The sequence below is a fragment of the Variovorax sp. V118 genome, from assembly GCF_041154445.1.
Lineage (GTDB): Bacteria > Pseudomonadota > Gammaproteobacteria > Burkholderiales > Burkholderiaceae_C > Variovorax > Variovorax boronicumulans.
The window spans coordinates 624,790-639,087 of the sequence record NZ_AP028663.1; the positions used below are offsets into that span (position 1 = coordinate 624,790).

The window sequence follows — 14,298 nt, forward strand, 5'->3', positions numbered from 1 at the left end:
ATGGTTTTAATTTGAAACCTGAAATGGCCATAACCCTCCCAACCCCCGTTTCCCACGACATCCCTTCCGGCGGCGACGCCGTGCCCGGCCTGCGCGCCAGCCCCGTGCGCGTGGCCGTCGTGCAGTTCGACCCGCAGGTCGGCGTCGAGAACCTCGCGCGCAACGCCGCCGCGGTGCGCGCGCAACTCGAAGCGGCGGTGGCCGGCGGCGCGCAGCTCATCGTGCTGCCCGAACTGGCGACCACCGGCTACTGCTTCAACGGCCGCGCCGAGGCCTTCGCCCACGCCGAGCCCGTGCCGCACGGCCCCACGGTGCAGGGCTGGGTCGCGTTCGCGGCGCAGCACGGCGTGTACCTCGTCGGCTGCCTGGCCGAGCAGGACGGCATGCAGCTGTTCGACACGGCCGTGCTCGTCGGCCCCGACGGCTACATCGGCCGCTACCGCAAGACGCACCTGTGGAACCACGAGAAGCTGTGGTTCACGCCCGGCAACGAGGGCTACCCGGTGTTCGAGACGAAGATCGGCCGCATCGGCCTGCTCGTGTGCTGGGACATCTGGTTTCCCGAGGCGCCGCGCATCGTGGCGCAGCAGGGCGCCGACATCATCTGCGTGCCCACGGGCTGGGTCTGGACGCCGCCGCCGCTGTACGACGCCAGCGGCGTGTGCATGGCGGCCTACCTGACGATGACGGCCGCGCACGCCAACAACGTCTTCATCGCCACCGCCGACCGCGTGGGGCAGGAGCGCGGCACGGGCTTCATGGGCAACTCGCTGATCGCGGGCACCAACGGCTGGCCGATGGGGCGCATCGCCGGGCCGGAGGAAGAAACCATCCTCTATGCCGACGTCGACCTGGGCGCCGCGCGTTCGGCGCCGATCTGGACGCCGCTCAACGACCTGCACCGCGACCGGCGAACCGATCTGTACGACGCGATGCTGGGCTATCGGGGCGGGGCGGCACTGCCGCGCTGAGCCGGGCAAAACGGACAATCATCCACGGCCCGAGCAGCGCCCCGAGCCCGACCGAGCTCCACGCCGCGACCCACGCGTACGTGCTGCCGAAGCCGAACCGCGCCTGCCCCCAGTCGAGCGCCAGCCCGAACACCCAGGGGCTGAGCGCGCCCGCGCCGAAGCCCATCACCGAGCGCACCGAGAACGCCACGCCGAGCCGGTGCGGCGCCACCACGTCGGCCAGCGCGGTCGAGTAGACCGACGAATCGGCGATGGCCAGCAGGTTGTACAGCGCCGCCATCGCGGCCAGCGCCCACAGCGGCCAGGTCCACATCCAGCCGAAGGTGAACGACAGGCTCAGGCTCGCGAGGGTGGCGATCATCATCACGCGCGCGCGGCCCAGCCGGTCGGACGCGGCGCCGCCCACCACGCTGCCGAACACGCTCACGAGGTGCGCGAACGCCGCCAGCGCGATCCCCGCGGCCGGCCACGCGGTCGCGCCACCGCGCGACGAGGCCATCAGGTAGGCGGGCAGCCAGGCCCACAGCGCCATGAGCTCCCAGCAGTGGAAGGCGTAGGCCCAGTTGCCGGCCATCGCGGGCCGGTCGCGCACGGTCGCGTTCAGCGCCTGCAGCACGCCTTCGCGCGGCGCACCGGCAACCCGTGGCGCAGGCGGTGCCATGCGCCGCAGCGCGAGCTGGGCCAGCAGCACGCCCATCACCGTGCAGCCCGCCGCCACCAGCAGCCCGGTGCGCCAGTGCGCCACCACGCTGAAGCCCGCCACCACCGCGAGCGACAACGCATAGCCCATCGACGCCGCGCCAAGGAACAGGCCCATCGCGCGCCCACGCACCGCCGGCCCGGCGTTGAGCGACAGCAGCTGCAGCCCCGGCGTGTACGAGGCGCCCGCGCACAGCCCCGCCAGGCCGTACAGCAGCAGGGCCGAGCGGTGGTCGTGTGCGAAGAGGGCAAAGGCCAGCGACGCGGCCGCGCCGATCGCGCCGCCGACGGCGAAGATGCGGTGCGGGCCGAAGCGGTCGGCCAGCAGGCCCACCGCGAACAGCGAGCTCATGTAGCCCACGTGCCAGGCGCTCTGGATGGAACCGGCCTGCGCGGCCGTCATCTGCCAGTCGTCGCGCATGAACGGCAGCACGCCCGAGTAGGCCGTGACGATCATCCCCTGCAGCAGGCGGCTCGCGCACAGCAGCGCGAGCCATCCGCGCTGCGGCGACGCCGGGGTGTGGTCAGCGCAGTGCACGCTGCATCAGCACGGTGTCGACCCACTGGCCGAACTTGAAGCCGACGTGGCGCAGCACGCCGACCGTCTCGAAGCCCAGGCTCGCATGCAACCGTTGCGAGCCCGCGTTGCCGCTGTGGCCGATGCACGCGACCATCTGCGTGAAGCCGGCCTCGGTGCAGCGGTGGATCACCGCCTGCAGCAGCGCCGTGCCGATGCCGTGGCCGTGCATGTCGGGCGCGACGTAGATCGAGTCTTCCACCGTGTGCCGGTAGGCCGAGCGCGTGCGATAGGGGCCGGCGTAGGCGTAGCCGGCCACCTCGCCATCCTTCAGTGCCACGAGGTACGGCAGGCCACGTTCCTGCACGTCGATGCGGCGTGTCTGCATCTGCGCGACGGGGGGCACTTCTTCTTCGAACGAGCACAGGTCGTGCTGCACGTAGTGGCTGTAGATGGCCTGCACGCGGGCCATGTGGTGGGGCTCGGCATCGGCGATGTCGAGCGCGGTGAAAGCAAGGGTGGGGGAGGACATGACTCGATCTTGACGAGCCAGGATCGATAAGTGAAGCTTGGTCAACCTATGCAGCGCATAAGGAATACTTTGGAAAAGAACCTCAACCTTGACCAGCTCGCCACCTTCGCCCTGGTGATCGACACCGGCAGCTTCTCCGCCGCGGCCGACCGGCTCGGCCTGTCGCAACCGGCCGTGAGTCTGCAGGTGCGCCAGCTCGAGCGCCGGCTCGCCGTGCGGCTCATCGAGCGCGTCGGCAAGCGCGCGCGGGCCACGCCGGCCGGCGCGGAGCTGCTGCGCCATGTGCCGCAGATCGAGGCGGCGGTCGAGAACGCCGTCGACGCGCTGGCCGACCACGCGCGCGGTGTCACGGGCCGCGTGCGGCTGGGCACGGGCGCCACGGCCTGCCTGTACTTTTTGCCCTCTGTGCTGCGCCAGCTGCGCGAGGCCTTCCCGGCGCTCAGCGTGGTGGTGAGCACGGGCAACACCGACGAGCACGTGCGCAAGGTGGAAGACAACAGCATCGACCTCGCGCTGGTCACGCTGCCCGCCGCGGGGCGCTCGCTGAGCGTGATCCCCGTGTGCGACGACGAGTTCGTCGCCATCGGCCGCGCCGACCTCGCGCCGCTCAAGGCCCGCGTCACGCCATCCGACCTCGCGACGCTGCCGCTGGTGCTGTTCGAGCCCGCGGCCAACACGCGCAAGCTGGTCGATCGCTGGTTCGCGGCCGAGGGCCTGCAGCCGCAGCCCGTGATGGAGCTGGGCAGCGTCGAGGCGATGAAGGAGATGGTGGCCGCGGGGCTGGGCTACGGCATGGTGCCCGGCATGTCGATGGCGGGGCGCGGTGCCCATCCGGCGCTGAAGGCCAGCCGCCTGGCCCCGCGCATGCACCGCACGCTGGCGGTGGTGATCCGTCGCGACAAGCCGCTCAACAAGGCGCTGCGCACGGTGCTCGAGGCGATCGTGGCGGCCGGCAGGAAGCCCGGCCGCCGTTGAAGGTACTTACTCCGGAATCGCCGCCAGCGGCACCGCGCCGCCGCGTGCGCGGCCCAGCGTGCCGACGATGAGCGCGGCGATCAGCACCAGCACGCCGCTGAGCACCATCGTGGGCGAGATGCCGCGGCTGTCGACCATCAGGCCGCCGATCAGCGCGCCCGAGGCGATCGCCACCTGGAAGCCCGTCACCAGCAGGGCCTGGCCGGCTTCCTGCGCGTCGGGCACGGCTTCCATCATCCAGCCGGTGAGTGCCACCGGGATCAGGCCGAAGGCCACGCCCCAGATCACCACCACCACCGCGCCGGCCACCATGCCGGTGCCGATCAGCGTCGACAGCAGCAGCGCCGTGGCGAGCATCAGCGCCGCCAGCAGGGTGGTGCCGCGCACGCTGCGCGCCACCAGGCTGCCGCCGAGGAAGGTGCCGATGAAGCCCACTGCGCCGTAGACCAGCAGCAGCGTCGAGACCGCGTTGGCCTGCAGGCCGAACACCTGCTGCAGCAGCGGCTTCAGGTAGGTGTAGGCCGCGAAGTGACCGGCGATGAAGAACAGCACCGCGAGCAGGCCGACCTGCGCCATGCGGCGCGTGAGCGGCGTGAGCAGGTCGCGCGCTCCGATGGCACGTTGCGGCGGAATCGCGGGCAGCAGCCACAGCTGAACCAGCAGCACGGCCGCGGCCAGCGCGCCGGTCACGGCGAACGAAGCGCGCCAGCCGAACATCGTGCCCAGCCACGAGCCCGCGGGCACGCCGAGCACCGTGGCGGCCGACACGCCGGCCAGCACCAACGACATGGCGCGCGCCTTCGAGGCGTCGGGCACGAGCTGCGTGGCAGCGGCGGGCGCGAAGGTCCAGAAGCCGCCCACGGCCAGGCCGAGCATCAGGCGCGCGACCAGCATGGTGGTGAAGTTGGGCGCGAACGCGGCCAGCAGGTTCGAGGCGATCAGCAGCAGCGTGAGCGCGATCAGCACCGTGCGCCGGTCGAGCCGGCCCGAGGCGACGATCAGCGCCGGCCCGGCGAAGGCGGCGAGCACGCCGGGCATGGTGATCATCAGGCCGGCCGTGCCGTCCGACACGTTCAGGCCGCGCGCGATGTCGGTGAGCAGGCCAATGGGCATGAACTCGGTCGACACCATCGCGAAGGTGCCGACGGCAATGGAGCCGACCGCGAGCCACGCGGAGCGGGTGGGGGCGGCCACGGCGTCGCGCGCGGGCGCCGCCAGGTCGTCGATGCAGGGGTTGCTGCCGGAAGAATTCATCATGCAGATGCGGTCCTTGAACGCATCGGCGATGAAGGCGCCAATGCCGGTGAGGGGGCATTGGAGTGTGCGAGCCGGTGGCCTTGCGACCAAGGGGCGGTGGAGCAGTAGACAGTTTCCCTGCGGCTAACAATCGACCCCCTTGCTGTCTGCAGCCGCCCGGGGATGCGGCAATGGCGCCTTTCGCCATCACCGTCTTTTTGAGTTGCCGGGATTAAGTGTGGGCGGGGCGCAACTCGAGCGCCTGTCCGTCGGCCACGAACGATTCATCGACCAGCACGCGGAAGGCCGTGCCCTGCACGAACTTCGGCTGCGCAACGGCCGGCGAGAGAAATTCGATGTCGAGCGCGACCGGCGTGCCGCGCGCGAGCGAGGTGCCCTGCGGCACGCGCCAGCGCGCCGAGAAGCCTTCGGTGTCGAGCACCAGCGCGCCGCGGTATTCGCCGGGGCCCAGCGGCACGTCCTGCGCCGGCACCGAGGGGCGGCGGAAGGTGAGTTCCACGGCCAGGTGCGGCGTGAACTCGGGCAGCGCGTCGAAGCCCGCGGGCGGGGCCTGCTTCGGCGTGCGGCGCGGCAGCTTGCCGATGAGCCACCCGATCACGTTGCCGATGATCGGCACCCACAGCACCATCAGCAGCGTGGCGATGTCGCGCGTGGTGGTGCCGGGCGCCGCGTAGTGCCGCACGATGCCGCCGCCCACGGCCACGCACAGGAGGATCAGGACGATGACGCGTCGGCGGAACTGGATTTTGGTCATGAATGCGCGGGGTGAAAGCGGGTCCGGACCATAACCTACGCCGTCATCTGCCCCTTGCCTGCCGCTTCAGCGACCCGCAGCACCGCATCCGCCGGCAGCGCCTGCCAGTCGATCCATTCGCCCACCGCCACATGGTGCGTGGGCGCGGCGGCGCCTTCGACGGTGCCCCACTGCAGCGTGAGCCGGCGCTGGCCGAGCCGCAGCGCGAGCTCGAAGCCTGGCCAGTGCGCGGGCACATGCGGCGTCATCGACAACTGCCTGCCCTTCACGTTCAGGCCCAGCAAGGTCTCGACGGCCGCACGGTGCAGCCACGCGGCCGAGCCGGTGTACCAGCTCCAGCCGCCCCGGCCCACATACGGCGCAGCGCCGTAGACGTCGCCCGCCATCACATAGGGCTCCAGCTCGTAGACCGGGCCGCGCGCGGGGTGCTGCGAACGGTGGGCCGGGCTCAGGCCCTCGAAGCTTTGCCACGCCGCTTCATGGTCGCCCTGCAGCGCCTGCGCCATCAGCGCCCACACGGCGCCGTGCGAGTACTGGCCGCCGTTCTCGCGCACGCCCGGCGGGTAGGCCTGGATGTAGCCCGGGTTGTGGGTCGACTGGGCAAACGGCGGCGCCAGCAGCCGCAGCAGGCCGGCCGGCTCGTCGTGCAGGTGCTTCTGGATGGCGGCCATGGCCGGGCCGGTGTGGGCCGCGTCCGAGGCGCCCGAGAGCACCGACCAGGCCTGTGCGATCAGGTCGATGCGGCATTCGCCGTTGATCGACGAGCCCAGCGGCGCGCCGTTGTCGAAGAAGGCGCGGCGGAACCAGGCGCCGTCCCAGCCGGCGTCGTGCAGCGCGGCGATCCAGCCCGTGCGCGCTTCGGTCCAGCGCGCGGCGCGTTCGTGTTCGCCGCGCGCTTGCGCGAGCGGCGCGAAGCGCTCGACCACGCTGCACAGGAACCACGCGAGCCACACCGATTCGCCACGACCCTCGTGGCCGACGCGGTTCATGCCGTCGTTCCAGTCGCCGGTGCCCATCAGCGGCAGGCCGTGCACGCCGGTCTTCAGGCTGCGGTCGATGGCGCGCGCGCCATGGTCGAACACGGTGGCCATGCGGCCGCTGTTCTGCGGCGCGTAGTAGGCGTCTTCGGCGCCCTCGGGAATGCCGGGGCCTTCGATGAAGCCGACCATTTCGTCGAGCAGCGAGGCGTCGCCCGTCACCTCGACGTAGTGCGCCGACGCATACGGCAGCCACAGCAGGTCGTCGGAGAAATGCGTGCGCACGCCGGCGCCGCCGGGCATGTGCCACCAGTGCTGCACGTCGCCTTCGGGGAACTGGCGCGCCGCGTTCACGAGGATCTGCGCGCGCAGGCGCGGCGGGTCGGTGAGCGCGAAGGCCATCGCGTCCTGCAGCTGGTCGCGAAAGCCGAAGGCACCGCCGGCCTGGTAGAAGCCGGCCTTCGACCAGAGTCGGCAGGCCAGCGTCTGGTACACGAGCCAGCGGTTGACCAGCGCATCGAACAGCGGGTCGGGCGTGCGCACCTGCAGACGGCCCAGCAGCTCGTCCCAGAAGCCGCGCACCTGCGCCAGCGCCTCGGGCACGTCGCGCTGTCGCCAGCGGCGCGCAAGCTCGAGCGCCGCGTCGGCATTGCCCGCGTGGCCCAGCACGAAGCTGAAGCTTGCGGTTTCGCCCGCCGCCACGACGAACTCCCCGCCAATCGCCGCGCAGGCATCGAGCCCGCTGCCGGCACGCCTGGCCAGCGTGTCGGGCACTTCGACGATGCCGCGGCCGGCGAAGAACTCGCTGCGGTCGCAGGTCCATTGCGTGGCCCCGGTCGTCGCGCCTTGCAGGCCTGCGAGCAGCAGGAAAGCCGCGCTGCCGCCGAAGCCCGCGCTCGATTCGCGCTGCTGGCCGAACACGGCCGGCTGGTCTTCGGGCTTCCAGCAATGCACGGTGCGCCGTTCGCCGCGCGCGGCGCCCAGTTGCCACTCGACCATCGCGAGCGCGCGCAGGCGGCGCTGGCCGGCGCCTTCGTTGCGCACGCGCACATGCACCAGCTTGACGGCCTCATCGCGGTCCGCGAAGAAGGTGGTTTCGAGTGCGAGGTCGCCCTGACGGCATTCGAAGACGGTGTAGCCCTGGCCGTGCCGCACGCGGTGGCCGGTGGCGCCATCGCTGCCACCGGCGGGCGTGAGCGGCAGCATCTCGCGCGTCGCGACGTCCTGCAGCAGGTAGTGCTCGAAGGCCGGGTCCTGCACCGGGTCGTTCGACCACGGCGTGACCTGGTGCATGCGGCTGTTGCCGGCCCAGGTGTAGCCGGTGCCCCATTCGGACACCTGGAAGCCGAAGGTGGCGTTGGCGATCACGTTGATCCACGGGCGCGGCGTGCGGCGGTCGGGGCCGACCTCGAAGCGGAACTCGCCACTCTCGGCATCGAAGTCGCCAGTGGGGGCTGTGTGGGTCGGCGAGGCCGCCTGCCGCGTCAACAGCGGCGTGCGGTGCTGCACCGGTGCGCTGCTGTCGTCCGCAATCGTCGGGTTGCGTGCCTCATGCAACGCCGCCACCTGCACTTCGAGCGCGCGGCCGTCGGCCGTGAACACCACGCGTGCCAGGCTGGAGAGCGCGGCCTTTTCCGAAGGCACCACGTCCTGGTCGCGCAGCAGGTAGAAACCGGCGGTGTCGTTGCGCGGAAAGCTGTTCTGCGTCTGCTGTGCGACGCGCGTGCGCAGCATTTCGATCTCGCGCTGCAGCGGCATGAGGTACGAGTTGGGTTCGCTGTTGAGCACCACGAGGTCGCAGGCCACGCCGCCGAAGCCCCACCACGGCTGCGCGCGCAGCAGCGTGTTGATCAGGCCCATGCCGTTCATCGAGTGGATGTAGACGAGCACGATGGGCTTGTCGCCCGAGATGCCGAAGCGCCAGATCTGGCGCAGGTCGATCAGCCCGCGGTCTCTCATCACGCGCGGCGTGGTGTAGGTGAGGATGGTCGTCAGGTCTTGCAGCGCCAGGTTCTGCGCGGGCGCGATGCTCAGGTCGCGCAGCCGCACCTGCGCCAGCGTGGCGGCCATGCGGGTGGCGCGCTCCACGTGCATGGGCTGCAGGTAGCGGTCGATGCAGGGCATCAGCGCCTCGATGCTCTCGTCGGCGGCGGTGGCGAAGCTCAGGCGCGCGGTGGTGCCCGGCGCGATCGACAGGCGCACGCGCAGGCAGGCGATGGGGTCCAGGCCGTTCACCTGCTTGCCCTGGGCCGTGAGCGGTTGCGGGTCGAGCGCAGGGTCGGCCAGCGTGCGGTTGCGGCCGATGAAGGCGCGCCGGTCGGTCATGCAGTCGATCGACAGCACGTTGGCGTCGACCGAGGCCACGAAGTGCACCGCGGCCACCACCGCATCGCCATGCAGGCGCGGCTTGCGCGACAGCAGCAGCGCGCGCCATGCCGGTTCCCAGCGCGATTCGACGAACAGGTTGGCAAAGGCCGGATGCGCCTCGTCGGCCTTGGGGTTCGACAGCACGGGCTCGAAGTACGAGATGAGTTCGAGCGTGCGCGTTTCGTCGCCGCTGTTGTGCAGCGTGATGTGGCGCAGCTCGGTGTCGTCCTCGGGGCTGATGAGCACCGTGGTGCGCACCTGCAGCCCGGGGCCGGTCGCATCGAACTGCACCTGGTCGGCCAGGAAGCGGGTGCGGTAGTGCCAGTCGGCACCGGGCGCGGGCAGGGCGGTGAGCGAGGTGAGCTCGGCTTTCCCTTCGTCGCGTACATAGAAGAAGGTGCCGTAGCTGTCGCGCAGCGGATCGTCGCGCCAGCGCGTCACGTTGAATGCGCGCCAGCGGCTCACGCCCGCGCCGTTGGCCCGCAGCGCCACCGTGTAGCGGCCGTTCGACAGCAGGTGCGTGGGCTGGAAGCCCGGCCCCGTCGGATCGACCACGCGCGGCTGGAACAGCGGCGCCAGCTCGGCCTGGCTGGGCTCGGGCGGCGTGCGCGGGTCGGCGCTGCCGATGATCTGGCGCGGCGTGCGCTCGTGCAGCAGCGACTCGTGCGCCTGCACCAGCGCGGCGCTGCCGAACCAGCGGCGCGGCGCGTCGTCGCGCAGCACGTTGCACAGCGCCACCAGCGACATGCCCTGGTGGTGCGCCATGAAGTTGCGCACCACGGTGAAATCCTGGCCCTCGGCCTGGCGCGAGGTGGTGAAGTCGATCGCGTCGTGAAAACCGAACTCGCCGCGCGCGCCGAGCGATTCGAGCAGCGCGAGGTTGCGCACCGCCGCTTCGGGCGCGAACGGCGCGGCCATGAGGCTGGCGTAGGGCGCCACCACGCGGTCGGTCGGCGGCGTGCGCCGCAGCGCCAGGCGCGGTACGCCGAAGGGCGAGTACTGGTACGCCAGCGAATGGTCTTGCGCGAAGTAGGCCGACTCGGACACGCCCCACGGCATGTTCTGCGCGCGGCCGAAGGCCTGCTGCTCGGCGATGGCCGCGGCGTTGGCCACCTGCAGCAGGCCATCGGTGGGCTCGGTCATCACGAGCGCTGGCATGAGGTACTCGAACATCGAGCCCGACCACGACTTCAGGCTGGGCAGGAAGCCCACAAGAAGGAACGGGCGGCCCAGCGCCATCCAGTGGCGGCGCGGCACGTCGCCCTTGGCAATCGCCAGGAAGCTCAACAGGCGCGACTCGGAGGCCAGCAGGTCGTAGTAGCTGGCGTCGAGCACGTTCTCTTCGACGCGCAGGCCGATGTGGAACAGGTGGCGCTTGGCGTCGTAGAGGCCGCTGAAATCCATGCCGTCGTGCAGCGCGTCGCAGCGTCGGGCCAGTGCTTCCAGCGCGGGGGCCTCGTGGGCCTGACAGTTGTCTTCCGCCGCGAAGGCGCGGCAGGCCTGCGCCACGGCCACGAGGTGGCCCGCGAAGTTGCCGCTGTCCACGCTCGACACATAGTCCGGCGGCAACGGTTTGAGTGTCTGCGTGTCGTACCAGTTGAACAGGTGGCCGTTGTGCTTCTGCATGCGATCGACGGTGTCGAGCGTGGCCGTGAGGCGCGCCAGCAGGGCTTCCGTGTCGATCCATCCGAACTCGCGTGCACAGCAGGTGGCCAGCAGGTACATGCCGATGTTGGTCGGCGAGGTGCGATGCGCGAGGGTCGGCTGCGGCTCGAGTTGCAGGTTGTCGGGCGGCAGGTGGTGGTCGTCCGGGCCGACCACGTGCTCGAAGAAGCGCCAGGTGTCGTGCGCCAGCGTCTCGAGGTAGCTGCGTTGCGCGGGCGCGAGCGGGTCTTCGGCGTGTGCGTCGACACGGCTGCCCCACCAGGCTGCGAGGGGCGCCAGCGACCAGAGCACGAAGAGCAGGGGCCCGAGCACGGGGTAGGCACTCCAGTTCGCGAGAAGGGCGAGCACCAGGCACACGGCGCTGCTGAGGGCCGCGCTGCGCACGAAGGGCTTCAGGCGCTGGCTCGATTGCGCCTGCGCCTGGTCGGCCGTCGTCCACTGCAGCAGGTGCCTGCGGCTCACGACCAGTCGCCAGGTGGCGAGGAAAGCCGCGTCGAACAGCAGGCGCGTCTGCGCCGCCAGCTGCACGAACTGCCAGGCCGCGCCGGCCAGGGCGCGCAGCAGCTCGACCGCGCCCGCGTCGAAGAAGTGGCGCAGCTCGATGGCGCGGCGTGTCGGCACCAGGCCGGCCAGCGCGCCCAGCAGCGGGCCCAGCGTGAGCGCCGCACCGACGGCGGCCAGCGCCCAGCCCAGCGGCATGGCCTGCGTGAAGATCACCAGCACCAGCAGCGCGAAAGACGCCGGCACCACCAGCGACCGGCGCAGGTTGTCGCTCATCTTCCACAGGCCCAGCGCGTCGATGCCGAAACGGCGCGCGCGCCACATCAGCGGCAGCAGCTGCCAGTCGCCGCGCACCCAGCGGTGCACGCGCGAGGCGGCCACCCCGGCATGGTGCGGATGGTCTTCGACCAGCACCACGTCGCTGACCATCGCGCAGCGCGCGACGCTGCCTTCGAGCAGGTCGTGGCTCAGCACGGCGCTGTCGGGCAGGCGGTCGTTCAGCGTGGCGTGCACCGCGCGCACGTTGAGCAAACCCTTGCCGGTGAAGGAGCCGCTGCCGAACACGTCCTGGTAGATGTCGGAGGCGCCGCTGCCGTAGGGGTCGAGGCCGCACTGCCCGGCGAACACCCAGTGGAAGAAGGAGCGCTCACTGCGCATCGGGAACGGCGTGACGATGCGCGGCTGCAGGATGCCGAAGCCCGCGACCACGCGCCGGCTCGGCATGTCGATCTCGGGCGCGTTCAGCGGATGCGCGGCAATCGAGACGAGGTCGCGCAGCGCGCCGGGCGGCAGGCCGGTGTCGCTGTCGAGCGTCAGCACATAGGGCGTGCGGCCGGGCGCGAGCTGCTGGCCCGGCGCGAGCGGAAGAAAGCCGCTGGCGTCGCCGCTGGCCAGCAGGCGCATCAGCATTTCGAGCTTGCCGCGCTTGCGTTCCCAGCCCATCCAGCGCTGCTCGGTCTCGCTCCAGCTGCGCGGGCGGTGCAGCAGCAGGAAGCGCGGCGCGGTGCCATCCGCTGGCGGGTACTTGGCGTTGAGCGCGGCGATGCGTTGCTGGGCGTCATCGAGCAAGGGCGCGTCGTCGGGCATCGATGCTTGCGAAGCGTCGGCCCAGTCGGTCAGCAGTGCGAACTGCGCGTGCGCCTCGCGGTTGGCGAGCCAGTGCAGTTCGAGCCGGTGCGCGAGCCTGGCGTTGTTCGCGGTCGAACCCAGCATCGTGGGCATGACGACGAGCGCGCGGTGCCGCTCGGGAATGCCACTTGCAAAATCGAGGCGTGGCAGGGCCTGCACGCGCACCGACTCCGCCATGATGCGTTGCGCCAGCGCAATCAGCGCTTCGGACAGCGGCCACGCGAGCAGCAGCAACGCCGCGACGGTGGTCCAGTCGCCGCGATGCGGCAGGCTGTGCACCACGGCGGCCAGCAGCAGCGCGGTGCCGAGGGCGACGGACCCCACGTAGACGGGCAGGCGCCAGCCGCGATGGCTGCGCGCGGGGCGTGTGTGCGCGGTGCGTGTGGCCTGGCTCGGCGCTGCGTTCGCTTGCAGCGACGCGATCAGCGCGGGCCGGCCCTGGCCGAAGAGGTAGTAGCCCGCGGTGCCATCGGCGCGGTCGGTCTCCGCACCGGCTTCGTCGGCCGGCGCGCTGGACGCCAGCGTGACCACGGCCTGCGCCACTTCGCGCTCGGGGCGTTCGGTGCTGCGCGCCACCTGCTCCATCGCATGCGTGATCTGCTGGCGCGTGAGTTCGCTCTCGTTCGCAAAGCTCGGCAGTTCGCGCAGCACGCGCAGCGAGCGGCTCACCGGTTCGATGAGGTCGCTCCACTCGACCTGGCCGATCATGCGCAAGGTCGTGATGATGTTGCCGACCGTGAGGTTGGCCGCGGCCTGCGCGTTTTGCGCGTCGCCGATCAGCGCCGGGCCGTTGGGGCAGTGCTGCTCGGTCCAGCGCACCAGCGCGGGCATGTCGTCGCCGTGCTCGACGGGCAGGCGCTGCCACAGCTGCGTGAGGTAGCTGTCCTGCAGGCCGTGGCTCTGCAGCGCGCGGTAGAGCACGTCGAGGTCTTGCACCGAGAGGTGCGGCGCCGCGTCCCAGGCCGCATGGGCGATCTCGCGCGCGACCTTGTTCTCGGCAATGCGCTCGGCCACGCGGCGCAGGTTTTCGAGCAGCACCACGCGCAGGGTGGTGGGCAGTGCCCACAGTTCGCCGAGCATGAGCTCGTCGATGTCCTGGTAGGCGTTGAGGAAGGCCGTGAACAACGTCTTGTTGAGCACGCTGTCGGTGTGCGCCACATAGGCCCACGCAATGCCGTACACGCGCGGCAGCCCTGCCAGCGGCGGCGTGACGAGCTTGGGCAGGCGCGCGTAGTAGCTGCGCGGCACGCCGTCATGGATCTGCTGGAGCTGCGCCTCGACGAGGTGGAAGTTGTCGAGCAGCCATTCGGCCGCCGGCGACACATAGCGCCCGCTCAGCGAGATCAGCGCGATGTAGTCGAAGGCGGCGCGCAGCGACTCGAGGTTTTCGTCGACCCGCGGAAAGAAGGGCGCGCCTTCGCGCGCGCGGTGGTGTTCGTCTTCCACCACCTGGGCACGGGCCAGGCTGTGGCCGTGCTGTTCGAAACGTTGGGCACCGAAGAGTTCGGCGCGAATCGGGAGGGCTACCGGGTCGTGCGGACCGAGCAGAAGGGTCCGGGCGTAGTGACTGAGCCCTTGGAGGCGGTCGACGACGGCAGCGGCGCTCAAGTGACCGCGAACAGGCCGATGCCCAACACCACGGCCACGCAGGCCATCGTGACAATGCGACCCGCAGCGAGCGCACGCACACGTTGCATGTGGCTTCGCAGCGAGAACCATCGCCCGTGAGCACGTGCACAGTGGTGCATGTGGGAAGCCAGGGCTTCGAAATCGCTGCCGACGAAATCGATCTGAGAATGGGAAAGGGACTGCGGGACGGACATTGCAACGGGCTCCTGTGAAACGACTTCGAGCTGCCGCGCGATTGCGAGAACTGTGAACGTGTCCCGACCGTACCCTTTTAAATGACCTTACAGGTACCTCATTGCCGACAGCGCACGTAGGAAAGGGCGCAC

At 70.8% G+C, this 14,298-nt stretch carries 8 protein-coding genes; 2 read left to right on the plus strand and 6 right to left on the minus strand.

Annotated elements, in window-relative coordinates:
- The first annotated feature begins 23 nt into the window (after positions 1–23).
- The gene (locus tag ACAM52_RS02875) at positions 24–971 is read left to right on the plus strand and encodes a nitrilase family protein (protein ID WP_369646065.1); all 948 of its coding nucleotides are present in this window, start codon (positions 24–26) and stop codon (positions 969–971) included.
- Here ACAM52_RS02875 and ACAM52_RS02880 read toward each other — a convergent pair.
- Complete coding sequence (locus ACAM52_RS02880; protein WP_369646066.1) at positions 889–2,208, minus strand: MFS transporter; 1,320 nt, start codon at positions 2,206–2,208, stop codon at positions 889–891. The two genes, ACAM52_RS02875 and ACAM52_RS02880, sit on opposite strands and share 83 nt — an antisense overlap.
- The gene (locus ACAM52_RS02885; protein ID WP_369646067.1) at positions 2,195–2,719 is read right to left on the minus strand and encodes an N-acetyltransferase family protein; all 525 of its coding nucleotides are present in this window, start codon (positions 2,717–2,719) and stop codon (positions 2,195–2,197) included. Before ACAM52_RS02885 ends, ACAM52_RS02880 begins: the two co-directional genes overlap by 14 nt.
- A 48-nt stretch (positions 2,720–2,767) precedes the next feature.
- Between ACAM52_RS02885 and ACAM52_RS02890 the strand changes: the two genes are divergently transcribed.
- On the plus strand, positions 2,768–3,694 hold the full coding sequence (locus ACAM52_RS02890) for a LysR family transcriptional regulator (protein ID WP_369646068.1): 927 nt from the start codon (positions 2,768–2,770) through the stop codon (positions 3,692–3,694).
- A gap of 6 nt (positions 3,695–3,700) precedes the next feature.
- Here the strand turns inward: ACAM52_RS02890 and ACAM52_RS02895 are convergent, their stop codons facing one another.
- The 4 genes from ACAM52_RS02895 to ACAM52_RS02910 form a co-directional block, all read right to left on the minus strand.
- Complete coding sequence (locus tag ACAM52_RS02895) at positions 3,701–4,951, minus strand: MFS transporter (protein ID WP_369646069.1); 1,251 nt, start codon at positions 4,949–4,951, stop codon at positions 3,701–3,703.
- 211 nt (positions 4,952–5,162) lie between these two features.
- On the minus strand, positions 5,163–5,705 hold the full coding sequence (locus ACAM52_RS02900) for a hypothetical protein (protein ID WP_369646070.1): 543 nt from the start codon (positions 5,703–5,705) through the stop codon (positions 5,163–5,165).
- A 35-nt stretch (positions 5,706–5,740) separates the two neighbouring features.
- On the minus strand, positions 5,741–13,951 hold the full coding sequence (locus tag ACAM52_RS02905; protein WP_369646071.1) for a glucoamylase family protein: 8,211 nt from the start codon (positions 13,949–13,951) through the stop codon (positions 5,741–5,743).
- Positions 13,948–14,166: a hypothetical protein gene (locus ACAM52_RS02910; RefSeq protein ID WP_062474298.1), complete on the minus strand. Its 219-nt coding sequence runs from the start codon at positions 14,164–14,166 to the stop codon at positions 13,948–13,950. The genes ACAM52_RS02905 and ACAM52_RS02910 overlap by 4 nt, the downstream gene beginning before the upstream one ends.
- Positions 14,167–14,298: the final 132 nt, after the last annotated feature.